This is a genomic window from Granulicella mallensis (assembly GCF_014203225.1).
GTDB classification, from domain to species: domain Bacteria; phylum Acidobacteriota; class Terriglobia; order Terriglobales; family Acidobacteriaceae; genus Granulicella; species Granulicella mallensis_A.
Window position 1 is genome coordinate 1 of the sequence record NZ_JACHIO010000023.1, and the last position, 26,503, is coordinate 26,503.

The window sequence follows — 26,503 nt, forward strand, 5'->3', positions numbered from 1 at the left end:
ACAATGGAGACAAACTCTTCCCCAATCTCCTTACCTCTTAGAAAATCTTCACCCTAACTAGGAAAAGTCCTTGCTTCTCAAGAGAGAATCTTCCGGTTCGCGACTCAGCAGAACTACGCAGACGGAGCTACCTCGAATGAGAGATTCGAGGTAGCGCTTAAGCCAGCTCTACTTCGATCTGCTGCGCCTCTGGATCGAGCTTTACCAGCCGGAAGCTGCGAACCTGGCCGACACCAAGCGGCTCCGGTTGACTGCCTGCGGCAGGCGCACCCGTCTTCCAGCGAGCATTCAGCATGGAGGTCAGCGATGAGAGGTCCAGGGCAGCGCCGCTGTCGCTCTTGGCCTCAACTGCCGCCTTGGCAGACTTCAGGCAGGTGACGCGAATTCCGTCGCCAAGCTCGACAATAGCCGAATCCGCCGACTGCTCAACGACGCGGCCGGAGACCACATCGCCCACCTTGTGCTCTTCCATATACTCTGCAAAGCCCGTGGGGATCAACTGCTTCATGCTGAGCCGGAGCTGCCGCTTCTCGGGGTCGAGGCCAATCACCTGGGCCTTGACGACCTCTCCGACCCGCAGCACATCCTGCGGATGGTTAATACGTTTGTCCGCGGTGATCTCACTGATATGAACCAGACCCTCGACGCCTTCCGACAACGCCACGAAGGCGCCGAACTTCATCAGGCGCGTGACAGGACCTTCGATGGCTGCGCCCACAGGAAACTTCTTCGGAACCTCTGCCCAGGGATCTCCGAGTGCCTGCTTCAGGCCAAGAGAGATGCGACGCTCGCCCTGGCTCACCGACAACACCATCGCATCGACCGAGTCCCCGGCCTTGAGCAGATCGCTGGGCTTCCGCACCTTCTGGACCCACGACATCTCCGAGACATGGATGAGGCCTTCGATCCCCGGCTCCAGCTCAACGAATGCGCCGAAGTCCATCAACCGCGTGACCGTGCCGGTGATGCGCTGGCCTTCCTTGTACTTCTCTCCCGCAGCCTCCCAGGGCTCCGCCTCGAGCTGTTTGAGTCCGAGGGAAATCCGTTTGCTCTCCGGTTCGACTTTGAGGACCTTGAGCTGAAGCTGTTGGCCGACGGTCAGAACATCCTCCGGCGTGCCTACGCGGCTCCAGGAGATATCGCTGATATGCAGCAGGCCATCGATACCGCCGAGATCGACAAACGCGCCGTAGCTCGCGAGGCTGCGAACCTGACCGCTGATGATATCGCCTTCCTTGAGCTCGGCGTAGCGGCTCTGTTCGAGCACGCGAGCCTGTTCCTCCACGAGGACGCGCCGGTCGACGACGACATCTTCCTCCTCCGTATCCAGCTTGATGATGCGGCAGGTGATCTCCTGGCCGACGAGCTTCTCCATCTCGGCGGCATCGCGCACGCCGCTGCGAGAGGCCGGCATAAACGCACGCATGCCGACATCGACCGTAAGGCCGCCCTTCACGACTGCCGTCACAACCCCAGAGACCGCGGCCTTCTGCGCAAAGGCCTCCTCCAGAGAGGTCCAGTCCTTGGGCTGCGCCACGTGAATGCGGGAGAGCTCGTAGTAGCCCTCGGGATTGCGGCCCTTTACCGAGACCGGAAACTTGCTTCCTGCAGCCAGGCCTTCGGCGTTGTTCTCAAAGGCGGTTCGCGGCAGAACTCCCTCGGTCTTGAAGCCGATGTCCAGATACACGGACTCCGCATCGACCGTAACCACGATGCCTTCCAGCTGCTTTGCGCCGTCTTCTGTTTTATGGGAATGGCTGTGCTCGAACTGCGCGAGCAAATCGCCAAACGACTCAGTGGACGATTCGGTTGTGTTTTCGACGGGAGGCAAGGAGGTAGGGATCATTTCGTTAGGCATGATGGTCTGCCTATTATTTTGTCACGAACCACGAATGGGTCGTCGGACCCTTGCTGTTGAGACCTTTCCCCCACGAACATTCAGGCTCGAGCGCTTGGGGTAGAAAGGTCCGAAGGGCATAGGGAAGACTGTACCCCCCGGGGTCCTTCGACTGCGCGTCCCCTGAAGCCGGGACGCTTCGCTCAGGATGACGATTCTGTGGGGAGACCTAAAACAAAAGCTATGTGTGCAGCGGGACGCGTCAGACTCGATGCGTCCCGCCCACACGCTTAGAGCAGTATTGCTGATACTATCCCCCGGAAGACGGAGAGGAGTGTCGTTTTTGTTGAGAAAAACGACCCTGAGATTCATGCCCTCGGGTATACCTTCAGCAATACGGCTCTACCGCCGGGAGGAATCTCCCTGTACGACGATCGGTACTGAGACGTCATGCGTTGCCGCGCCTGTCGTTCCGGTAATGACCGCCGTATAGGTTCCAGCGGGAATGGCGGAAGAGCGCCGACCGAACACTTCCGTGTTGAGCAGCACAATCGAAGTGGAAGGGCGAAGGGTCTGGACGATCGCTGTAGGAGGAACCAGGCAGCTCGGCAACTCCTTGTTCCCACTTGGACCGCCGGTCACCTTGCAACTGAGATTGACTCCACCGCTGAAGTTATTGAGCCCCTGCAGTTCCAGGAACGCTACTCCAGACTCGCCGGAACGGATGTTGACGTTCTGCGTGGTTGCGATCAGCGTAAAGTCATTTCCGTTTTCAGTGTAGGTAGTCAAAGGGGAGAAGGCATCCTGATAGTTGGCATCTCCTATGTACAGCACCCACAGCTCATTGACACCGCCATAAAGAGAAGCCCCGCGGAAGCTGATCTGCCCCGTGGCCGTGGCACCGCTCGAGGAAGGCACGAGAACCCCCTCCCCGATCAGAGTTCCCTCATCTACAAGAGCGAACTCCCCCGTCGGTGCGATGGTAGCTCCCGAGCCGCCGGAGACAGTGATCGTCGCAGTCAAAGGCGTTGTGGGTTGAATCGGACCAGTGCCCGCAGACGAAACTGTAATCCTGGGGAAGGATGGCAGCAGCGGACTGACACCCGCGACCGTCAGATCTTCCCCTGCAGAGACAGAAGGTCCCCAGTTCTGGTCGCCAGGATAAGAGGCTTTGATCGTATAGCTGCCGGCGGGAATATTCGCGAAGTAGGCTGCGGCGTAAGAGACTCCGCTGCCCTGCTCGAAGCCGCCGCCGATCTGGGGCCTCAAAGTCACAACCTGCGGAGGCAGATTGCCCGCGGTGAAGGTCACCTGTCCGGTGGGCGGTACTCCCCCGCCGGTTCCGCTGACCAGAACCTCAAACACAATATTGCCGCCAACCATGATAGAGACTGGAGCCGTCAGGTTAGGTGTAATGAGGCTGGGAGCCCTGACGACGGTGAAGTTGAGCGGCCCCGCCGAACTCTGCGCGGTGGGCAGATAGCTCGAATCGCCGCTGTAGACGTATTGAAGGCTATGCTGGCCAATCGGGAGTGCGAGGTTCGAGTACGAGCTGGAACCGGTCACATCGATGGGGTTGGTCGAGATTGGAATCCCGCGATCGAGAAGCGTAGTTGAGCCGGTGGCCGGTGTACCGACCGTGCTGGCCGATTCTCTTGCCCCCGCGACCTGCAGGTCGACGAAGAAGACAGTGCCATAGGGGTAGGTCGCTCCATTCTTGATCGGGCCAAGATCGGTCACTGTTGCCACGCCATTCGGGTAAGTGAGAGTCTCGGCATCGGTCGTGGGACGCAGGACACTCCTTTCCGGACTGATGGAGAACGAGACGGGCTCCGACTGGCTGCCGCTGTATCTCGCATCCCCGCCATACTGTGCGGTGAGCGAATACGTGCCGCCAGGAAGCTGGTTCGTGGTGAGAGCTCCATGACCCTCTGTATTGAGAGCGATGGTGCCAAGCCCCGTGGAGGCATACTGAGGGAGGGTTGTGACCAGCGCGACGTTTCCGGTCGGGATGCCGTTACTGCCAAGCACACTCGCGTTCAGATTGACGGACTGGCCATGAACGAAGTTCCTGGACGAGGCGCTGAGGGTAGTGCGAGTGCCCTGGAAGCTGACCGTGCCCCAATTGGAGATCAGCTTGCTAACGTCGACCGAACCAAGACCGCTGGCCAGATCGTAGCCGGGTGTAGCACTCCAACCACCAATCGAGGAGGTCCCACCAGTGGCGTCAGGAACGCATTCAATGGACAGGGCCGTCGTGGAGCTGCAAGGCACGTTGTTGCTGCCCACCGTAATGTCGTGGAAGACAGCCGGCACGCGCTGAGCCAGGGGATAGAGCACCGTGTTGGCCTGCCCCTGCGGTCCATACTTCTGGTTCACCAGGGCCATAACACCGGCAAACACCGGAGTAGAGGCAGAGGTTCCGCCGATCTGGGTGACCTGAAGCTGAGTGGTGCCAGGGACATCCCCGGAGCAATCTCCAGGCTCTTCGCAGGTGACATAGGAACTCCCGTTATCGCCATTGGCAGCGAACAGCGAGATATCCGGCAGATCGCGAACGCCATCGGCAGGAACGCCGGGGCCGGTCTGCCAGGCTGGCTTGGGATAACCCGTATATTGAGCGCAATCCAGAGTCGTATCAACACCCGAGAGCACCACTACGATGCCGTTCAGTGGGTCCTTGCCGGCACCGGGGATCGCACAGGCGCTCTGGCCACCACCGCCGCCTCCAACCTCATCGAGGTTTCCAAGATTCTTGCCGTAGATGCTGTTGTCCCAGGGCTGCTCCGGAAGTGATTGCAACAGAGAACCATTCTTGTTGTCGTTGGTCTGGCTCCAGAAGTTGAAGACGGTATTCAAGCCACCGGGATAGTAGAAGTCGGTACCGCCAACCGAGATGTTCCAGGGCGTGGAGCCGAGTCCATTGACCTGTCTGCCGAACTCGGCAAACTCAGAGCCTGCAAGGTCGCAACCTGCGGAACCCGCGTCACCGCTGGATACCATCACGGTCTGGCCCTGGGCCGCAGCCTGTTCCCACTCATTGTTGTAGAAGACGTTGCCGAAGGGAACGTTGAAGGCCTCGCAACCACCGAAGCTGAGACTGAGCACGCTGGCAGCATCGTCCTCCACCGCGCGGGTAACGGCGAGGCTGAGTCCATCGCTGTAGTCGTTACCGGCTGCGGTGTAGAGGCGAACCGTAGCCTGGGGAGCGATAGCTCCTGAAAGCTCTACGTCGAGATAGGCCTCGATCGAGTCTCCGTTGACGCCGGGATCGTTGCCGTCGATGACGACCTGCGGCAGGTTCGGATTGGAGGGATTGGCATCGAGCTTGAAGAGCTTGCGATACGCGGCGACCAGACTGAGGTCGATGTTGGTGTCGTTGATGATTCCGATGGTCTGACCGGCACCCGTGATGCCCTGGGAGTAAGCAGGCTGAATATCGTATTGCGTGGCGAGGTCTTCCGGTGCGAGACCGAGGTCAAAGTCTGCCACGGAAAGGGTGAACTGGGGCTTGAGCTTATGGTTCTGTGGATTGAACTCGGCCGAGCCCAGCAGATGAGAGAGCGGCTTGGGATGGAAGTCGTTCAATGGGCCGACAGCCGCGATCACCGAACTCAGGGCCGTGGGGATCTGCAGCTCCGACGAGTTCGAATGATGGATCTCCCCGTTGAGAGAGTACTTATGGAGCGAGGTCTTCAGTGCCGCGCCTACCTGACCGGCCGTGCCGGAGAACTGGATGGCGCTCTTTCCCGCGCTCACCTTCTCCACCTTCAATCCCTGCGACTCCAGCCAGGAGGTGACGGCGGTCATATCGGAGTCGGCCAGGCCGAACTGCTGGCCGAACTGAGCCGGGGTCAGCCACTTGTGATAGCTGGGCGAGCCCTGGCTGTGCACGTCGCTCAGGAACTGCTGCAGGGCCTGCTCCTGCGCCTGGGGACGCTTGAGCAGCAGCGTGATGCGACCGGTCGGGGTGCTGTCGGGAACAGCGCCAAGGTCAGCGGCAGCGCCTTTGCGCACCAGGGGATGCACGGAGCCCTTCAGGGGAGTGACAGCTCCAACATCCACCTGGCGCGTGACCTGGGGAGCGGCTTGGCCCTGCGCGGAATGCGCAGCGACCGTTACGAGGAGAGCGAGCGAGAGGAGGCGTAACAACGATTGAGAGAATCGACGTGCATCAAACAGGGGCATGGTTTCTTTCTCCGGCCTTGCAGGCATGGAATACGAAAGCTGGACGAACCTGATGAAAAACTGGACGAATTGAATGGAAGTGAACTGCGAATTGCTGATAAGTCTCCATCAACTTTTGCAGAGACGAAAGCCCCATTGGGATTGAATTCCTATGGCCCTTTGGTATATCCACACCCCACCGGGACAAACATCCGGAAGGTATGCGCTTCGCCAAATTTACTTGCGGGATGGAATGCTCAGGAGCTGACGTCCGAACAGCCGCGCATCTACTGAGTAAGCACCCGGCCCCAGCAAAGCGACCGCGCCGCTGTTCAGGATAGACATGGCAAGATGGAAGCTGTTATTGCCCCCGGTCTTGAGAAGAACCACAAATTGGATGAGGCAGCAGAGCATCGAGCCGTAAGGCGTGAACAGCCCGACAACCAGGGAAAACGCGGGCAAGAGAAAGACAATCAGAATCCAGAGCGAAGTCACCGATGCCCAGTTCGCCGTTCCATCTACGATCAGGGTCGTAGCGGCCGCAACCCGCAGAAGGAGGAGCGCAACGCCTGCCCTTCCAGCCGGAAACATGGAGAACAGTCTCTGCACGACTCCGAGACTAGCTGCCCCTCCACGACTCAACAACCCCCAACAGGAGGGTCCGGCATCTATCCTTCTGGAAACCGGCTCTTCCTGCTCTGGAATAAGATACGGATTATCATGCCTGTACCAGCTGACACCCTGAGCGATGCACGGAAGGCATTCGTGCATCGCCTCGCGCTGTTGGCTTATCGGCTTACAGTCATCCTCCTGCCCGCGCTCCTGTGCCTGCCCGGCTTTGCGCTGAATCCTAATCGAAGCATCTCGCAGTATTCGCACGCCACCTGGCGCATGCAGGAAGGGTTCTTCAACGGCCGGGCAACCGTGGTTGCACAGACAACCGATGGCTACCTGTGGATCGGAACCCATAATGGGTTGCTGCGCTTCGACGGCGTTCGATTCAGGCCCTGGACCCCGCCTCTCGGAACAAGGCTGCCGCAAGATGATATCCGGGCACTTCGGGGAGCGCACGACGGAAGTCTCTGGATTGGCACCAGGGACGGCTTGTTTCACTGGAAGGGCCAGAAGTTGGTACATATCTCCGGCATTTCCGGATCGGTGATCGCAATCGTCGAGGACCGGCAGGGAGATATCTGGGTAGCGCGCGGAGGACCGGGCGATCCCCAGGGAGTTCTCTGCCAGATCGTTGACGACAAGGCACAATGCTTCAACCAGAACAACGGTCTCCCTGCCGGCATCTCGGACGGCCAATCGCTGCTTGTGGATCCAGGCGGCGACCTCTGGATGGGAGCCAACCGTCTGCTGGTTCGGTGGAGAGGAGGTTCCCCTTCGCTCTACACGCCGCCCGGACTCTCATCGAACAGCAACGTTGGAATCGACGCACTGGCCGCGTCCCCCGACGGCTCCATGTGGGTGGGACTGGACGAACCGGGCCGTGGCCTGGGGCTGGAGCGTCTGGTCGAAGGAAACTGGGCCCCGTTTCCTTCACCGGAGCTGGATGGCAGCAAGCTACAGGTGACGGACCTCTTCTCCGACCGCGACGGAGCTCTTTGGATTGGAACCGCAGACCAGGGAATCTACCACTATTACAACGGCAGGGTCGATCAATTTCGCAGGACCGATGGCCTTTCCAGCGATTTTATCTCTACCTTCTTTCAGGATAAAGAAGGCACCGTGTGGGTAGTTACACCTCAAGGCGTCGACAGCTTCCACGATATCAATGTCACCACCTGGTCAGCACGCGAAGGACTTACAACCGACAACGTTGTTTCCGTGGCAGCCTCCCATGATGGGACGGTATGGGTCGGCAACGCCGGTGGCCTGGACTCCATCAAGAGCGGAAAAATATCGTCGATTCGCGAAGGCAAAGGTCTGCCGGGGAACCAGGTACGATCAGTCTTCGAAGACCAGGAGAATCGATTATGGGTTGGAGTCGACAACGATCTCACGCTCTACCAGGGCGGCCACTTCAAAAAAATATCCAGGCTGGATGGATCCTCCATAGGGCCGGTCTCCAGCATCACGGAAGATCCCCAGAAGAATCTCTGGGTCGAGTCTGTACACAACAAGAAGCTCCTGAGAATCCGTGACCTCAAGATTCAGGAAGAGTTCCCGCTCTCGGATATTGATCCAACTCGTGCTCTGGCAGCCGACGCTCAAGGCAACCTGTGGTTAGGCCTAAGAGAAGGTGGCCTTGCACGTTTTCAGAACGGACACGTGGAGAAGATCCATTTCCCGCACTCCATGAACTCTCGCGTGCGCCAGATGATTGTCAATCCAGATGGATCCATCTTTGCAGCAAGCAGCTCGGGGATTCTTGCCTGGAAAGAAGGACGGACGTTCGTTCTGGGAACCCGTAACGGTCTTCCCTGCGATGGGATCAACGGCATGATAGGCGATGAACACAGCAACCTATGGCTGCATGCCTCCTGCGGTGTGATTGAGATCGATCAATCAGAACTACAGCAATGGTGGAAACATCCGGCAAACACGGTACAGTTCAGATTCTTCGATATGCTCGATGGCACACAGCCTGGAAATGCCTTCTATGAGCCGGCGGCAAGATCGAAAGATGGACTTCTGTGGTTTGCAAATGGCAGCGTTCTACAGATGGTCGATCCATCCAATCTAATCAGGAATCCGGTCCCTCCTCCGGTACACGTGGAAGAGATCATAGCGGATCGAAAGCATTACTCCCCCCAGGGGATCATGCGTCTTCCTCGACTTACCAGGGACCTGGAGATTGACTACACAGCGTTGAGCTTTGTGGCTCCGCAGAAGATGCGTTTTCGTTATCGGCTGGATGGCCACGATAAAGATTGGCAGGAGGCAGGGACCAGGAGACAGGCCTTCTATACCGATCTCTCCCCTGGAAACTATCGCTTTCGGGTACTCGCCTGTAATAACGATGGAGTGTGGAACGAGAGTGGAGCGACCCTCTCCTTCTTCATTGTGCCCGCGTTCTATCAAACCTCGTGGTTTCATATTCTTTGCGTGATAGCCGCCGGCAGCATCTTCTGCATCTTTTACCTGGCTCATCTGAAACGAGTGACGCGCCGCCTTCAGGAACAGCTCGCGGCTCGCCTGGAGGAACGCGAACGGATCGCACGTGAACTTCACGACACCCTGCTGCAGGGGTTTCAGGGCCTGATGCTGCGCTTCCAATCGGTGCTGAAGAATATTCCCAGCGAAGGACCAGCGCAGCAGATGATGGAGAGCGCTCTGGACCGCGCGGACAAGGTGTTGTTAGAAGGACGGCAACGGGTTCATGACCTCCGCGAGGGGAGCATAAACGGCGATGGTCTGTGGAACGACCTGGCACTCTGGGGCGAAGAACTCGCAATGGACCGCAGCACTCGATTCAGCGCGACGATCATCGGCACACCCCAACCGCTTACCCCTGCCGCGTCGAATGAGGTCTACCAGATAGGCCGCGAGGCTTTGACCAATGCCTTCCGTCATGCCTTTGCTGACCGGATTGAAATAGAGATCACCTATGACCATTTAAAGGTAAGGTTGATTATTCGCGATGACGGAAAAGGCATGGACAATGAGATCCTTAAGCGTGGCCGCTTCGGCCATTGGGGATTGTCCGGCATGCGTGAGCGCGCTCAAAAAATCGGCGCGCAGTTGAACATCTGGAGCCACGGAGGAGCCGGCACCGAAATCGACCTCAGCATCCCCGCCAAGCTGGCCTACCAGCGGCCACGGAAAAAGTTTGGATGGCATGAATTCAAGCAAAGAATCATGGGACATCCGGGACAGGAATCATCATGAAAACAATAAAAGTGCTCACCGTGGACGATCATCCTCTTTTGCGCGAGGGCATCGCGGCTGTCATCCAGGGAGAACCTGACATGGCATTGGTAGGCGAAGCTACCAACGGACAGGAAGCCATCGAAAGCTTCCGGCGACACCACCCGGATGTCACACTCATGGATATTCAGATGCCCGGAATGAATGGTATCGATGCGATGATCGCTATACGCAGTGAATTTCCTAATGCTCGCTTTATTGTATTGACCACTTATCAGGGAGACGTCCAGGCCCTGCGCGCGATCAAGGCTGGAGCCGCCGGGTATCTGCTAAAAAATATGCTGCGAAAAGATCTGCTGGACACGATCCGCGCTGTCCATGCGGGAAAACGAATCATCCCACCTGTCATTGCAGCAGACCTTGTAGAACATCTGGCGGACGATGCACTCTCCGAGCGTGAGATTGAGGTGCTGCGCAGCGTAGCTTCGGGGAACTCCAACAAGCTCGTCGCGGAACAGCTTGCGGTCTCAGAAGCTACGGTAAAGGGCCATATGAAGAGCATTCTCTCTAAGCTTGGAGCACAGGACCGTACCCACGCAGTCACCATTGCACTGAAGCGAGGATTTATTCTGGATTGACCTGGCCGTTCCAATAGACCGGCCGCCCCTAACTCGGATCTGACACTCATCCCCCTCTTCGCTGGATCTCTCGTAGCTCTCTGCTGGCCCCAAACCCCGTAGACCGCAGCTGTTTTAATCCTGCAACGATGACGCCGAATCAAAGCGATCCGCCGTGGATTGGAAAGAGGGCATCGACGAGCTAAGCAGCTTGGAATCCCGTCCGCTGTCTGAAGTCCTGTTTTTTACACCGTGCTGTTTTTCCTCAACACGAGCTATATGCGTTTCAGCCTCTGCAAGATGCTCTCTCGTCTGTGGGTAATTCGGATTTAGCTTAAGGATTCTGTTGTACTCAACGGCAGCTTCTTCATATCGCCCAAGCTGCAACTCGGCATTCGCGAGACAATCCTCGTAGATATCCATACCTGAGCTGGGAGGTAGATGTTCCAGCGCCGTTTTAAAGTCGGCAAGGGCCTGCTGCGCGTTTCCCTTATGAAGATCGATATAGCCCAGGTAGTAAAACTTCGTCCGCTGATCGCCCGGCGTGCCCCGTTCCTGGGTTGGTATATTTTTAAAGAGAATCTGCTCGAGATGACTTTCAGTCTTATAGTCCGATTTCTTTAGTGCAATCACCAGAGAGGGCCAGACCGCGTTCGGATTACTTTTCAATCCAAGCGTTGCTGCCTGCTCGGCCTCAGGCATCTTTTTCATTGCGAGGTAGACCGTCGCCAGATCCTCATAACCCAGGGCCTGTGCATCTTCCGTACGAGTTACCTGAATATAGTGTTGATAGAGTTCGATGGCCTTATCGAACTGGCCGGTCTGGTAATACACATCACCCATATGGATAATAGCTGGCTCAAACTGCGGATTCAGTGAGAGGGCCTTGTTAAACTGCAAAATGGCGTTTGGGTAGTCGCCCGACTGCTGATAAGCCATTCCCAGACTGTCGTAAGGATTTGGCTCGTCTGGAGCTAGCGTCACATATTTTTTCTCCGCGGCAATCGCCTCGGAGTAACGATGCAGGCACAGCAATATAAATCCCAGGGTGTTATTCAGGTTTTTATCGTTTGGACTGTAGGCCAGACCGCGCTTGAGGATTTCAATTCCTTCAGCCGGGTGCTCGTCCGCTCGGCTTAGGCGCGCCAATCGCCAATAAGCCTCCGTCTCCTGGGGGTATAACTCGGTAATCCTGGTAAGAGTTTGCTCTGCCTCTTTGACATCGCCTTTGGAGATGGCATACCAGGAATTAACGTAGAGCCTGTCCTTTTCGGAGAGCCGAGCCGATAATTGCAGTGCTTTCTGCAAATAAGGCTGCCCCTTCTCTGGGGCAAAGTCAACCATCGCGTAGGTATAACCGATCCTTGCGTAGGCCATGGCGAAATTAGGATCCAGCTCAGTGGCTTGCTTCAGGAGATTGAGTGCCTGGGCATTTTCAAACTCCTGCGCCTTTTCCACCCCCAGGGAGTAATACTGATAGGCTTCTACATTTTTGGTAGTCTCAGCCGCAAGATCCGGTTTGACGACTGGATTCAGGGCCATCTTAGTTTCCAGATGAGCCGCAAGGACATCCACCTGGCTCAAAATATCGCTCGAATCCTGGAAGACGCTATGGTCGGCAAAGAGGATCTGGCCGGTACGGGAATCATGGAGTTGGATGTCAATGCGGAAATGCCCTGCAAGCGCGGTGAAGCTGCCGGTAAGGAAGTTCGTGGCATGCACCGTCTCCGCGATGTGCATGGGGTCCGCACGGCTTCCCCCAAAAGACTTATCCGTGGCCTCGAGAAGAGGAGCTAGCTGCTCCCGGCTCAGAACACGTAACGCCCCCGAGCGGGACATGTCCGTGATCATCATGTCTGCAAGTCCCTGACTCAGCCAGTCGAAGTCACGATTCTGAGATTCATTCTCGAAGTACATGACAGCAAGCTGCTGTCCCGCGGTGGCGGAGCTCACAGGAGATGCAGTATCCACTCTTCGATAGCCTTTTGTAATTCCCCAGACGAGCAGTGAGATTGAGATAAGAACCAGCAAGCCGAGAAGGATTCGCTTCGCCTTTTGTCTGTCGGGAAAAGGCCCAGTCTGTCCGGTCGCGGGAACGGCATCCGGTTTCAAGGCCGAGTCTTCCACCTTAGTTACCGGGAAACTTTCATCGGGTGTGATTTCCGGCTTGAAGGCGTCCGGCGCTTGACTGACTTCTATGGTTTCAATAGGAGCGACAAACTGATAGCCAACCTTTGAAATTGTCTTAATGTAGCTCGGGTGCCGTGAGTCATCCCCGAATGCCTTCCGGATCTCCGCAATACATTGCGTCAGGGCATTATCTGTAACCGCCGCGTCGGACCAGATCGCTGCTGTTAGTTCTTCCTTGGAGACAAGCTTCCCTCCCTGCTGCAAAAGATAGAGCAGGACGTGGAAGGTCTGATATCGCAGGACGTAGTCGACCCCCTCGCGGCGCACACAATTCCCGGAGACATCAACCTCTATTTGGTTAACCCGATAAATAAGTCCAACGGCGATACTCAAGCAAAGCCTCCACGGAAGCTCAGTTAAAGGTGGAGAGGTGCGCCCTGACTCTCAGGTGGCGCTTGTGGGTTTGCTGGTGGGAGCAATCTTACCAGACATCCCCCACAATCTCGAACGAGACCGGCTTCCTTACGGGCTACTCCTGGCGGGAATACAAATATCCGGTGAAAGCTCAAAACGCTACATAACTGAATAATTCGCCCTATTTATGGGTTTCAGATGGATTTCACAAAAATTTCAGAACATCTCAGGACTTTACCGCTTACGGAGCATAGGGTTTGGCAAACCAAACATCTGGGCCGAATCCTCGCTTAGGCGACCAGAAATTCATTTGGGGGCTGGCAATGCATAAACTCAAAAAGGCCGCACACATAAGTGGCATCCTCTTTCTTCTCATAGGGCTATTTACCGGAATAGGGAAGGCGCAGGAGTATCGCGGAACGATCTCCGGACAGGTTCTGGATCCATCCGGAGCTGTAATTCCTGGGGCGAAGGTGGTCGCAAAGGGTCCTCAGCAGACGTACAAGGCCGTCTCTGCGGCCAACGGTCAGTTCGTGGTCCCTTTCGTCGACCTGGGCACCTATACTGTTTCGGTCGAGGCGCCCGGCTTCGCCATTGAGTCCCAGATAAATGTCCATATCGACGTCTCCTCCAAGGTCGCCCTCACCTTCCGCCTAATGGCGGGGGGTGCGAATGAGACGGTCACCGTTACCGACACCAGCGCCGGCATCAACACCTCGGATGCCTCCCTGGGTACCGTCCTCGATCCTGAAAAGATCCAGAACCTCCCGCTCAATGGCCGCCAGCTTTACACCCTGCTCGGCCTCACCCCCGGCACTCGCTTCACCACGACCACCTTTGGTCCGGGCGGCAACTCCGGCACGCGCGCCTGGGATCAGACCAACGCGTACTCCATCAACGGACAATCCGGCACCCAGAATCAGTTCTCTCTGAACGGAGCTCCCGTCTCCGCACAAGGAGGAGGAGGCGCCGGCACCTGGAACGTCGCCCCCACCATTGACGCGGTGGAAGAGTTCAAAGTCATGACGAATACCTACGACGCGCAGTACGGCCGCGAAACCGGTGGAACCGTCAACACGGTGATGAAGAGCGGCAACGACACTTACCATGGCACGCTGTACGACTTCTGGCGCAACTCCATCCTCGACGCCAACACCTTCCAGCTCAACCAGCAGAATGCGGCCAAGCCCTTCCACAACCAGCACCAGTTCGGCGGCACTGTCGGTGGCTATGCCTGGCGCAAGCACACCTACTTCTTCTTCTCCTTCGAAGGATGGCGTGAAGTCCTTCCCGTCGGCGTCGTCACCGGCGTCGCTACTGCGGACATGCTTCCAGGAATCGATGGCAGTGTCAACCTCACCAACTACCTCGCCGCGACCAGCGGACACGACATCTACGACCCCGCCACCACACGCTGCAAGACAATCGGCCAAAACCCCTGCCAGAATTACACTCGCGACCAGTTTCCGAACAACACCATCCCCGCCAACCGCATCAGCGCTATCGGCCTCGGCTTCCTCAAGCTCCTACCCAAGCCCAACATAGTCAACGACACGTACAGCAATAATTACGTTGCTGCCGATCCCGGTCGCTACACCTACAACCAGCCAATGGTTCGTGTCGATCACGACTTCTCCGACAAGACCCGTGCTTACGGCATGTTCGTCTACTTCGGCGGACAGGAGTATCGCAACTCTTCCGGCCTCCCCGCTCCCATCTCCCAGGGCGACATCGATAATCACCGCACCACCTACACGTCCGTCTTCGACATCACCCACACCTTCTCCCCGACCCGCGTCCTTGACGTCCGCGCCGCCTGGAATCGCGCGATCAGCAAAGATCCCGACGGTGGAGCCGCAGCCGGCCTCGCCCCCGCCTCCTTCACCGCAGCCAGCATGGGTCTCAACATGCCCGTCATTCCCACTTCACCTGCTACCCTCCCACCCGAAATCAACATGTACAACTGCTGCACGGCCAACTTCATCGGCAATCACCTCTCCGCCGACTCCACCTTCGAGACCTACGACCTCGCCATCTCCCAGAACCAGACCGTCGGCCCTCACAGCCTGCACTACGGCTTCGAAGGCATGCTCTTCCACGACGTTCCCAGCGGCATCAGCGGCAACAACGGCCCGAACGGTCAGTTCACCTTTGCCCAGCAGTTCACCCAGCAGGACCCCTACCATAATGTCGGCGATGGCGATGGCATCGCTGCCATCCTCCTCGGCGATCCTGACAGCGGCGCCGTCGACTGGTACGACTCCCGCTACGAGAGCTATAACTACTACGCCGCCTACATCCAGGATGACTGGAAGGCCAGCAAGAATCTGACCTTTAACCTTGGCCTCCGCTGGGAGACCGAAACTTCCCCCATGGATCGCAACCAGGAGCTCACTGCGGGATTCTGCTCGACCTGCGTCAACCCTCTCACCTCCGTCCTCAACGGAGCAGGCGGCATTCCCAACCCGCTCCTCGGCGGCTACCAGTTTGCCTCTTCCAACTTCACCGCCTACCAGAACTTCGTTGGCGACTTCCTGCCCAAGATCGGCGTCTCCTTTGCCATTACCCCCACGTTCGTTCTTCGCGGCGGCTTTGGACTCGCCACCGGTCTCGGTATCGAACTTGGCGGCCAAAGCAGCTGGCAGCAGACGACCAACTACGCCGCCAGCCTTGACGGCGGCCGAACCCCAAGCGGCTACTTCAACACGGGCACACCCTACCCCACCGGTGCCATCGCGCCTCCGGGCAGCGCCCCTGGCCTTCTCAGCGAGGTCGGCAACTCCATCGGTTACGATCAGCGCAATCGTAAGATTCCCCTCGTCCGCCAATACTCCTTTGGCATCCAGGCGGCTGGTCCCTTCAAAACCATCTTTGACGTGTCGTATGTTGGTAACGTCACCACACGCCTCCGTGTTGGAACCCAGATGAACGGACTTACACCTACACAGTTCGCACAGGGCCACTCCGACAATGGTGCGTACCTCAACAATCAGGTCGCAAATCCCTTTTACGGCCATATCGATCCCGCATCCAATCTTGGCCAGAGCTCTACCACCAAACAGGCGCAGCTCCTCACACCGTTTCCCCAGTTCACCTCTGTCTACGACAACAACGTGCCTATCGGATACAGCGACTACAACGCACTGCAGGCTAAGCTGGAGCGCCGTGTCTCGGACCAACACTCCCTCCTTGGCGGCCTGAGTGTCCTCGTCTCTTTCACCTACTCCAAAACAATGGGTGCCACCAACCGCCTCAACAACACTAACGCCAGCCTCGTCGACCCTCTTCCCTACTATGCTGTCGACGGCGCAGACCGTCCCTACGACCTTTCCATCAGCGGCCTCTATACCCTTCCCTTCGGTCGCGGAGCCGCTTTCCTCAACCACACCAACGGCGTCGTCAGCCAACTCGTCAGCCGCTGGCAGCTCGACTGGATCTTCCAGAACTCCGGCGGTACTCCCATTGGTGGGACCCCCGGCAACAACAACCTTCAGACCAACTACACCTACGCCTGCGGTGGGCAATATGACATCCGTCCCACCGGACACCGCAGCTACAAGTCCTGGCTCAACAACTCCGACAACGTTCAGGCATTTGGCACAGGCAAGTCCGCCAACTGCCAGGTCGCCTTTGGACCCTACACCGCCACCACGATCCTTCCCATCACCAGCAAGGTTCGCGCTCCCTACGCACAGCAGACTCAGATCGGCGTCGAAAAGCGGGTCAGCCTCTACCGCGCCTCCGAACTCCAGTTCAAGGCCGAAGCCTTCAATCTGACCAACACCCCGATCTTCGGTGGTCCTACCCTCGGCAACGTCAACGATCCCCTGACTCGTAACAATCAGGTGACCAACCCCAATGATCCTGGCGCCTGGTCCGGCTACGGTACCGTCGGAGCCACCCAGCAGAACTTCCCGCGCCAGATACAGCTCTCACTCAAAGTCCTCTTCTAACCCATTGGCATATCGGAGGGAACTCTGCATGCAGTAACAACGCATGCAGAGTTCCCTCCGAACGCCTTCTCCTCAACCCAAATCAATTGTTTGAAGGGGTCCATCGTGACAGTGTCTTTGCTCTTGAAGCCCATTTCCAGATCGTTTGCATGTGTTTTGCTGAGTGCCGGAGTAGCAGGTCTTGCCCTCGCGCAATCATCCCCTAACTCCGAAAAAGCAATGAAGTCGCTCTCTGCGCACTCGCAGGAGGTTGTAACTCGTCTGGGAGGGCTGAGCCAACTTCCGCCGACTTCGTGGAAGTGTCACTCAGGAGATGTAGCTCACGGAGAAGATCAGGATCTAGACGACACCTCATGGAAGCCCCTCGAAGTGAAGACCAAGCCTTCTGAGTGGAGCGAATATCCAAAGGAGGCCCTCTGGTGCAGAAGCTGGATTGAAGTGCCAGAGACGCTGCATGGCTATAGCTTGTCCGGCACTCGCATCTGGTTTAACTTCCATGCCGCGGCAGATGATGCGATGCCAGAGATTATCTATTTCAATGGCCGCCGCGTGGCGCTGGGAGAAGACCTCGAACCCATTGTCCTCTTCGACAAGGCAAAGCCAGGAGAGAAGGCGCTGGTCGCAGTGAAACTGCTGCAGACTACCGGAACGAAATATCTGCAGCCCGCAAGCCTGAAGATTGATTTCGCCGCGAACCGCCCGAACCCGGAGGATTTTCGTTCGGAGATCCTATCTGCGGCCCTCTTGATACCAAGCCTTACATCTGATGATTCCAGCAAGGTTCCCGGCCTGGATAAGACCCTGGAACAAGTGGATCTGAAGGCCCTTGACTCCCACGATCAGCAACGTTTTGACACCTCATTGACCCAGGCACAGCAATCGATGAATAGCCTGAGCGCTTCGCTCAAACAATTCACCTTTCATCTCACCGGCAACTCTCACATCGACGCGGCCTGGCTGTGGCCCTGGACGGAGACCGTTGATGCGGTGAAGAGAACCTTCGGAACAGCATTGCAATTGATGAATGAATATCCGGAGTACACCTATACCCAATCCGCCGCGCAGTATAACGACTGGCTTGCAGAGAAGTATCCCGACATGAACGACCAGATCAAGCAGCGCATCAAGGATGGCCGCTGGGAGATTGTAGGTGGCATGTGGGTAGAACCAGACCTGAATATGCCTGACGGAGAATCGCAGGTCAGAACACTATTGATTGGAAAACGCTGGTATCAGCAGCACTACGGGGTTGACGTTCGCATCGGCTGGAACCCCGATTCGTTTGGATACAACTGGCAGCTCCCACAGATCTATAAGAAGTCGGGCATCGATTACTTTGTCACGCAGAAGATGTCATGGAACGACACCAACCATCTACCGCTCAAGCTCTTCTGGTGGGAGTCGCCGGACGGCAGCAAAGTTCTGACCTACTTTCCGCATGGATACGACGATAAAAACCTGGAGCCCGTACACCTCTCCTCCGATCTGGTGCAGGCCCGCAAAGACGCCCCCGGCATGACCGAGATGATGGACCTGTACGGCGTAGGCGATCACGGCGGAGGGCCCACTCGCGCCATGCTCGACGAAGGCACCCATTGGGCGCATGCCTCCAGCATCGTTCCGAACTTCAAGTTTGGAACCGCGACCGCGTTCTTTGGCAATGCAGAGAGCAAGCTGGCCTCCGAGTCCAAAACATGGAACTACGACTCGATCGCCAAAGGCTATACGTCCCCCGATCCCGTCGAAGGCAAGATCTCCATCCCCACCTGGAAGGACGAACTCTACCTCGAATACCACCGCGGAGTCTTCACCACCCAGGCCGACCACAAGCGCAACATGAGAGACAGCGAAGAGTGGGCATTGAATGCTGAAAAGTATGCCTCGCTCGCCTGGCTGGACGGCAAGACCTATCCCTCAACAGAGCTGACAGAGGCATGGAAGAAGATCACCTTCAATGACTTTCATGACCTGGCCGCCGGTTCAGGAGTCGGCGTTATCTACAAGGACGCTCAACGCGACTTCGATCAGGTGCACTGGGCCACCAATGAGATCTCTCAAGATGCGCTCAAGACGCTCGTCTCAAGAATCGATACCTCTGCCGCAGGAAAGGTGCCCGTCGTGGTCTTCAATCCCCTTGCCTGGGAGAGGTCGGGAGTCTTCACGGTAGACGTACAGATGCCGGAGGCCGTCAAAGGCGATATCTCGATCGTCGATAACAAAAACCATGTGATCCCTTCCGAGGTTCTTTCGCATGATGCTTCGACGGGCAGCTACAAGCTTCTGGTCAAAGCTGACCATGTTCCCTCGCTGGGATACACCGTGCTCAACGCAGTCCCCGGAAAGAGGGAGTTTGTCAGCGATCTTAAAGCCAGTGGCTTGACGCTTGAAAACACCAAGGTCCGCGTTGCAATCGATGCACACACAGGCTGCATCACCAGCCTGTACGACAAAGCCTCTAAAGCCGAGATTCTGGCACCGGGAAGTTGCGGCAATGAGTTAGAAGCCTTCAAAGACACACCGAAGAACTTCGACGCGTGGAATATCGATCCGGGAACCCTGGATCAACCGCCGACAAAGCTCAATACAGCCGACTCCGTCGAGGTAGTCGAAAAGAGCCCACTGCGCGCGGTGATTCGTGTAACTCGTACCTGGCAGAAATCAAAGTTCGTTCAAAACATCATCCTCTATACCGGAGCAGACCAGGTCGAGGTTGAGAACGACATCGATTGGCACGAGACACACGTTCTCCTGAAGAGCGCTTTTGCTCTGAAAGAGAGCAGCCCCAAGGCGACTTACGAGATTCCTTATGGAACGATCGAGCGCCCCACCACACGAGATAACAGCTGGGAGAAAGCAAGGTTTGAAGTACCGGCCTTGCGTTGGGCCGACCTCGGCTCAACAGCCGAGGGCTTGAGCCTCATCAATGAATCGAAGTACGGCTATGACGCTACCGGCAATATCCTGCGGTTGTCCCTGCTGCGTTCGCCGATCTCGCCTGATCCAGACGCAGATCGCGAACATCATCACTTCAGCTATGCTCTCTACCCTCACAGCGGCGACTGGAAGCAGGCGCTCACCGTACGCCATGGCTATGAGTTCAACTACAAACTAGCTGCCATGCAGGCGGGAATCCATGCAGGAGAGATGCCGCTTGAGCATAGCTATGTCTCTGTCAAACCAGAGAACGTCGTGCTCACAGCTCTCAAGAAAGCGGAGGATAGCGATGGACTTATCTTCCGTGTCTATGAGTGGAAGGGCAAGGAAGAAGATCTAAAGATCCAGGTGCCACCGGGTGCCACGGATGCAACCGTAGTCAATCTGCTGGAAAAGCCAGAGGGAGATCCTATCCCTGTGGCTAACGGCGAGATGCATGTTCCTATTCATCCCTACGAAATCCTCACGATTCGCGTCCACTATCCAAACCACGCCCAAGGGAAGTAAAGCTGTAACGATTTCATCTGCCTTTTGCCCGAAATAAATGAGTCAACTGGAGGCACGAAAATGTTTCTCGTCAGCCGTAAATCATTTTTCAAGTCAGTTCTCTTCTCTCTTATGGTTTGCACCACTGCCAACGCATGGTTATCTGTTCATGCTCAATCTCAGCGCCGCAATCTGCCCGCCAGTGTTGCTGCACCCTCCAACGCCAAGAGCCTGGGACAACTCCCAGGCTCGCAGCCTCTCAATCTTTCCATCACCCTGCCCCTGCGGAACGTGGCACAACTCCAGACGCTGCTCCAGCAGCTTCACGATCCGGCCAGCCCGCAGTATGGGAAGTACCTTACCGTCCAGCAGTTCACAGAACAGTTTGGCCCGACCGAGGCGGATTACAACAAAGTTGTTAGCTATGCCCAATCGAAGGGGATGACCGTAACCCGCACCCATACAAACCGGATGCTGGTGAACGTAAGCGCTCCGGTCTCTGTGGTAAATCAAACCTTCGGAGTGAAGATAGGAACATATCATCACCCCACAGAAAACCGGACCTTTTTCGCGCCGAACGTCGAACCTACCCTCGAGCCTGGATTGCCGATTCTGGATGTCCATGGTTTGAGCAACTACAACCAGCCTCGCTCGATGCTGAAGCTAGCCGATAGCCATGCGGCACAGAGCTTCACCACCGGCTCCGGGCCAAGCGGTCAGTTCCTCGGCAGCGATATGCGCGCCGCCTATGCTCCCGGAGTAACCCTGGATGGTTCCGGCCAGACGGTAGCACTTGTCGAACTGGGGCCCTATAACCTCAGCGACGTACAGGCCTACTACAGCACCATCGGCCAGCAGCTCAAGGTGCCGATCTATAACGTGTTGCTAGGGGTAGATGGCATCTGCTCTGGAACACCGGCGACAAATGGTTGTGACGATGGTGAAGAGGTGATCGACATTGAACAGGCTACCTCGATGGCGCCCAATCTTTCCGCGCTGATCATCTATGAGACCAATGGACCGAACACCGATGCCCAGACAGCTTTCACACAAGCCGCTGAAGACGACATCGCAAAACAGATCAGCCTCTCCTTCGGTTGGGGTGGAACGCCAGCTACAGAGCCGGGCTACGAACAGGTCTTCATGGAGCTTCAAGCGCAGGGACAGAACGTATTCGTGTCCTCCGGCGACGCCGGTGCCGCAGTCGGCACGGTAGGTTATCCCGGCAACAGCCCGAACATCGTAGCGGTAGGCGGTACAGATCTTGTTACTTCAGGGCCGGGCGGAGTCTGGGTCTCTGAATCAGGATGGATAGGCAGTGGCGGCGGATGGAACACGCAGTCACCCATCCCGGCCTATCAGACTCCGGTTATCACCGGGCTGAACCAGGGATCGGCGAGCTTCCGCAATATTCCCGATGTTGCGATGGAAGCGAACCAGGATAACTACTTCTGCGCGAACGGCACCTGCAGCAATGGAATCGGCGGCACAAGCCTCGCGGCACCGCGCTGGGCAGGATACCTTGCGCTGGCCAACGAACAGGCCAATGGTCATCCGATCGGCTTCCTGAATACGACGGTCTATACCCTGGGCCAGTCGTCCGCCTACACAAGGCTCTTCCATGACATCACGACAGGCAACAACTTCAACAGCAGCAGCCCCAGCCTGTTTTCCGCAACGACGGGATACGACCTGGTCACCGGATGGGGTTCTCCCAACGGGCAGACCATGCTGGATACACTCGCTCCGGTAAATGCCTCCAGCCCGAACTTCAGCCTCTCTGCTACACCTTCCAAAATCGAGTTGAAGCCAGGAGAGACAAGCCAGGCAACGATCACCGTAGTCCCCACGAATAGCTTCAACGGAGCCGTCAATCTCGCGGTAACGATTCTTGGTGCGCCTGCGGGAGTGACAGCTACTCTTAGTCCCTCTTCCATCACTGGGACCGGTTCGTCGACGCTGAACATCACAACGACAAGCGCGGCTCCAGCGGGAAATATCCTGATCGAGATCTCTGGCAGCAGTGAAGGAATCTCACAGTCGGCTTATATCTCGCTGGGCCTGCCGGACTTCGGATTAAAGGTCTCACCCACTACTCTCTACATCAACCAGGATGACTTTACGACGGCGTCGGTGACTACGGCTTCAGAAAACGGCTTTGACGGCAACGTAAAACTCTCGCTCAACGCCGCTCTTCCAACAGGAGTACAGGGCAAGATCTTCAAAAGCGGAAAGCAAGGCAATAGCACGCTGATTCTGACTGCCGACAGCAAGGCGCTGACGGGGATCGGCAACATGGTCTCTGTCGGTGCACAGTCTGGCAGTATCTCGCAGAGCTTCTCTGCCGTATCCCTTGCTGTCAATGCCGGAACAGGTAGAAGAGGAACGGGTGTTCCAGTCGATCTATCGTCGGCTTACAACGTGGATAGCTTCTATAGCGATGGCACCAACTTCACAACGCAGGGCGGGCTGGCAGGGTTTGCCTTCTCGTCGAACCTGCTCACTCCATCGCGTGTTCTGAATGGCGTTCAATTCAACTTCGGCAAAGCCAATGTAGCGAATGCCGTTGCCGGTGCAGGACAGATCATCACTCTCCCCGAAGGCCGCTTTGCCACACTGCAGTTGTTGGCATCAGGCATCAATGGCAATCAAGCGTCGCAACCCATCGTTGTCACCTACACCGATGGGACAACTTCCAAGTTCACCCAGAGCTTCAGCGATTGGTTCTCCCCTTCGAACAACCTCGGAGAGGCAGAAGCCGTAGCCATGCCCTATCGCAACATAGCGAGCGGCACACAAGACGACCGGCCCTTCAATCTGTATGGATACACCTTCCTTTTGGACAACACGAAGCACGTGAAGAGCCTAACCCTGCCTTCCGATTCGAGTGTCATCGTGTTGGCGGCAACCCTGGCTAACCCCTATCTGGGGACCCAGGTCAATCTAGCCAGTGCATTCAACGCAACTGGGCTTTATACAGACGGAACCTCCTTTGACGGCAGCGGCGGCATTGACGCTGGCGGCACGGCCTATTCAGCAAACCTGCTGGGCGTTCAAAGTGGTCCGGCGAGCGTGGCCATCAACGGAATCAAGTACAACCTCGCAGCCGCCAACCAACCGAACATTGTGTTCGGCGCTGGCACCGCAATCACTCTGCCTGCCGGACACTTCAACCAGCTCCGTCTGCTGGGAACCGGAGTCCAGGGAGCCGAGACAGATCAATCGGTCATCGTCACCTACACCGACGGATCAAGAGAGAAGAAGACACTGCAGCAGACGCTCACGCAGAGTTTCAGCGACTGGTTCTCGCCAGGCTCGTTCCCCAACGAATACAGGGTGTTCGCCATGCCCTATCGCGATCTGTCGGATGGCACGCAGGATGACCGGACCTTCAACCTCTACCAGTACATCCTGCCGCTCGATGCCGGAAAAGCCATCCAGTCCATCGAGTTGCCGAACAATCGCGATGTAATCACGCTGGCCATCACCCTGCTCTCTGACGAGGAGGCGTCGTCCTGGCCATTTCGTAACAACTATTAGTCGATTGCGATTCGTCTCTGCTCCGGACCGTCAGGGCTTATTCGTGAACCCTGAAAGTCCGGAGCAGATGTCGCGATAAGCTATGGAAGAGACCTGAGAATCCATTCTCAGGAAAGGTAGTGGAGAGCAAGATCAGATGACTTTGTTGAATGTTCGTAGTGTTGTATTGGGTGTTATAGCTATAGCTGCTGTAGCCGGTATCAGCGAAGGGCAGACGCAGGGACCGGTCTCCCTGGTAAATCCACTGATTGGAACCACTGCCGGAGGAAATGTGTTTCCCGGCGCGACCCTGCCCTTCGGCATGGTGCAGTTCAGTCCTGAGGCCAGTCCAGTTAAGCCGACTGGGATGATTGCCGCTCCCGGCGGCTATGAATACAAGGCAACACAGATAAGAGGTTTCAGCCTTACCAACGTGGAAGGATGGGGCTGCGCCGGAGGATCGGGAGATATTCCCTTGATGCCCATTACAGAAGACGTTAAGGAATCACCCTCTTCGGACTTCAGACATGCCTACGCCTCTGGCTTCAGCCACTCCAAAGAGATCGCACATCCTGGCTATTACCACGTGGACTTAGACAACGGTGTGGGCGTCGACCTTACCGCCTCCGTGCACTCCGGCTCTGCTCTCTTCCACTTCCCTCAAGGTTCAGCCGCAACCGTTTTGATTCGCACCTCGGACTCCGAGGTAGGCTCTACAGATGCCCATACCTCTGTAGACGCAAAGGCCCGCACCGTCTCAGGCTCGGTTACAAGCGGTAACTTCTGCGGGTACATCGACAAGGTAGATCAACGCAGCTACTACACGGTCTACTTCGTGGCTCAGTTCGACCAACCCATTCTTCAATCAGGCACCTGGCAGAATGCAAAGCTGACACCCGATAGCCAGGAAGCTTCAGGCGGAACTGGATATGGACAGAAAGGCTTTCCTGAAAAGGGACAAGGGTCGGGAGCCTGGATCAGCTTCGATCCTGCACAGGCAAAGCAGGTGCATGTTCGGGTTGGCATCTCTTACGTCAGCGAAGCCGATGCGCGGGAGAATTTGAAAGCGGAGAATCCTGAAGGAATGACCTTCGAGGCTTTGCGCGAGAAGGCCGAGGCTGCCTGGAATCAGAAGCTGAACCAGATTGAGATTGAGGGTGGAACGAAGGATCAGCAGACGATCTTCACCACGGCGCTCTATCACTCCTTGATGACACCAACTATCGCCAGCGACGTGAACGGAAAGTATCGCGGCATGGATGGACAGGTCCACGAGGTAGCCAAAGGACAACGCGCGCAGTACGCAAACTTCTCGGGATGGGATGTCTACCGCTCGCAGCTCCAGTTGCTGACGTGGCTCGACCCGGCTCTAGGCAGCGACATCGCACAGAGCCTCCTGAATCAGGCACAAGCGAGCGACGGAACGTGGGATCGCTGGACACACAACTCCGGCGCCACGCATGTGATGAACGGAGATCCTGCAGCTCCCGCGCTGGCCGATATCTGGGCCTTTGGCGGTCACGGGTTCGATGCTCATACCTCACTTGATCTGCTGGTCCGCGCGGCAGAGCAACCGACCAAGGCCGATCTAAGCGATGCGGGCTGCCCTGTTGAATGTGCTGGAGAACGCCCCGGCCTCGACCAGTGGCTCAAGCTGCACTACATCCCCGTGGGCGCTCCAGCATGGGGGCCGACAGCAGACACGCTGGAGGATGTTACGGCTGAGTTCGGTATCTCCTCCCTCGCTCGCCGCCTGGGCGAGAAAGAGATTGCCGATCGCTTTGCCAAGCGTGCCGAATATTGGCGCAATCTATGGAACCCCCATGCCACTCCAGAAGGAGGCTACTTCCAGAATCGGAATGCCGATGGAACATGGGCTCTGGTAAAAGACGACAACGATAAAGCCGCACATCCTTTTGTTCCCTCCACCGAAGATGGCTTCGTAGAAGGCACCGCCGCTCAATACGTCTGGATGGTGCCCTTCAATGTGCGCGGCCTGTTTGATGTGATGGGTGGCAACCAAAAAGCTACCGCTCGGCTGGATGCATTCTTCTACGACGCGAAAGGTGCCCCTGCTGTAACAAACGCTGGGCCGCTACATGCCGAGTTGAATAATGAACCTTCGATCGAAACACCCTGGCTTTATGATTTTGCCGGCCAGCCCTGGAAGACGCAGCAGCTAGTCCAAACGGTACTGGCCCATGTATGGAAGAACGCTCCCGATGGCATTCCAGGAAACGACGATCTTGGAGAGATGTCCTCCTGGGCTGTATTTGCATCCCTGGGTCTATATCCGGAGATTCCCGGCCGGGCGGAGTTGCTATTGGGTAGCCCGATCTTTACAAAAGCCGTGGTGCACCGGGCCGCTGGAGACATCATCATTCATGCGCCTGCGGCGAATCCAGAGGCACTCTACGTAACAGCCCTGAAGGTCGACGGCAAAGCCCAGACAAAGCCCTGGCTGCCTGAGACCTTTGCTCTTCATGGCGGAACGTTGGATTTCGATCTATCGGCCACACCGAACAAGAGCTGGGGTGCGAATCCAAAGGATCAGCCACCCTCCTTCTGATTTACACATCTAGATTCAGATCTGCCGATCAAGCACATGGGCCGCGTACGCAAGAAGAGTT

10 protein-coding genes are annotated in these 26,503 nt (G+C 56.8%); 6 read left to right on the forward strand and 4 right to left on the reverse strand.

Annotation, left to right across the window (positions count from 1 at the left end; genetic code table 11):
- Positions 1-157: 157 nt before the first annotated feature.
- From HDF15_RS21285 to HDF15_RS21295, 3 genes are all read right to left on the reverse strand, one after another.
- Positions 158-1,858, reverse strand: a complete 1,701-nt coding sequence (locus tag HDF15_RS21285; RefSeq protein ID WP_184259260.1) for a 30S ribosomal protein S1 — start codon at positions 1,856-1,858, stop codon at positions 158-160.
- A 381-nt stretch (positions 1,859-2,239) separates the two neighbouring features.
- Entirely contained in the window at positions 2,240-6,025 is a 3,786-nt protein-coding gene (locus HDF15_RS21290; protein ID WP_184259262.1) for an Ig-like domain repeat protein, read from the reverse strand.
- Between the two features lie 216 nt (positions 6,026-6,241).
- Positions 6,242-6,595, reverse strand: a complete 354-nt coding sequence (locus HDF15_RS21295) for a hypothetical protein (RefSeq protein ID WP_184259264.1) — start codon at positions 6,593-6,595, stop codon at positions 6,242-6,244.
- Between the two features lie 129 nt (positions 6,596-6,724).
- Here HDF15_RS21295 and HDF15_RS21300 point away from each other — a divergent pair, with 129 nt between their 5' ends.
- Together HDF15_RS21300 and HDF15_RS21305 are read left to right on the forward strand one after the other, a co-directional pair.
- Positions 6,725-9,841, forward strand: a complete 3,117-nt coding sequence (locus tag HDF15_RS21300; RefSeq protein ID WP_184259265.1) for a sensor histidine kinase — start codon at positions 6,725-6,727, stop codon at positions 9,839-9,841.
- A complete protein-coding gene (locus HDF15_RS21305; RefSeq protein ID WP_184259267.1) occupies positions 9,838-10,458 on the forward strand; it encodes a response regulator transcription factor in 621 nt (206 codons plus the stop codon). The genes HDF15_RS21300 and HDF15_RS21305 overlap by 4 nt, the downstream gene beginning before the upstream one ends.
- 114 nt (positions 10,459-10,572) lie before the next feature.
- On the opposite strand, the gene HDF15_RS21310 is transcribed toward HDF15_RS21305, so the two are convergent.
- Positions 10,573-12,960, reverse strand: a complete 2,388-nt coding sequence (locus HDF15_RS21310; protein WP_184259269.1) for a tetratricopeptide repeat protein — start codon at positions 12,958-12,960, stop codon at positions 10,573-10,575.
- Positions 12,961-13,304: 344 nt separating this feature from the next.
- Between HDF15_RS21310 and HDF15_RS21315 the strand changes: the two genes are divergently transcribed.
- From HDF15_RS21315 to HDF15_RS21330, 4 genes are all read left to right on the forward strand, one after another.
- The gene (locus tag HDF15_RS21315; protein ID WP_184259271.1) at positions 13,305-16,934 is read left to right on the forward strand and encodes a TonB-dependent receptor domain-containing protein; all 3,630 of its coding nucleotides are present in this window, start codon (positions 13,305-13,307) and stop codon (positions 16,932-16,934) included.
- A gap of 219 nt (positions 16,935-17,153) precedes the next feature.
- Positions 17,154-20,375, forward strand: coding sequence for a glycoside hydrolase family 38 C-terminal domain-containing protein (locus HDF15_RS21320; protein ID WP_184259273.1), 3,222 nt, complete (start codon positions 17,154-17,156; stop codon positions 20,373-20,375).
- A 60-nt stretch (positions 20,376-20,435) separates the two neighbouring features.
- Complete coding sequence (locus HDF15_RS21325; protein WP_184259275.1) at positions 20,436-23,894, forward strand: S53 family peptidase; 3,459 nt, start codon at positions 20,436-20,438, stop codon at positions 23,892-23,894.
- A gap of 136 nt (positions 23,895-24,030) precedes the next feature.
- Positions 24,031-26,442, forward strand: coding sequence for a GH92 family glycosyl hydrolase (locus HDF15_RS21330; RefSeq protein WP_184259277.1), 2,412 nt, complete (start codon positions 24,031-24,033; stop codon positions 26,440-26,442).
- Positions 26,443-26,503 lie beyond the last annotated feature (61 nt).

What these genes read in the sequence shown, in the direction of transcription:
- HDF15_RS21285 (WP_184259260.1), bottom strand. Translation starts at nt 1,858, where the DNA reads ATGCCTAACGAAATGATCCCTACCTCCTTGCCTCCCGTCGAAAACACA.
- HDF15_RS21290 (WP_184259262.1), bottom strand. Translation starts at nt 6,025, where the DNA reads ATGCCCCTGTTTGATGCACGTCGATTCTCTCAATCGTTGTTACGCCTC.
- HDF15_RS21295 (WP_184259264.1), bottom strand. Translation starts at nt 6,595, where the DNA reads ATGTTTCCGGCTGGAAGGGCAGGCGTTGCGCTCCTCCTTCTGCGGGTT.
- HDF15_RS21300 (WP_184259265.1), top strand. Translation starts at nt 6,725, where the DNA reads ATGCCTGTACCAGCTGACACCCTGAGCGATGCACGGAAGGCATTCGTG.
- HDF15_RS21305 (WP_184259267.1), top strand. Translation starts at nt 9,838, where the DNA reads ATGAAAACAATAAAAGTGCTCACCGTGGACGATCATCCTCTTTTGCGC.
- HDF15_RS21315 (WP_184259271.1), top strand. Translation starts at nt 13,305, where the DNA reads ATGCATAAACTCAAAAAGGCCGCACACATAAGTGGCATCCTCTTTCTT.
- HDF15_RS21320 (WP_184259273.1), top strand. Translation starts at nt 17,154, where the DNA reads ATGAAGTCGCTCTCTGCGCACTCGCAGGAGGTTGTAACTCGTCTGGGA.
- HDF15_RS21325 (WP_184259275.1), top strand. Translation starts at nt 20,436, where the DNA reads ATGTTTCTCGTCAGCCGTAAATCATTTTTCAAGTCAGTTCTCTTCTCT.
- HDF15_RS21330 (WP_184259277.1), top strand. Translation starts at nt 24,031, where the DNA reads ATGACTTTGTTGAATGTTCGTAGTGTTGTATTGGGTGTTATAGCTATA.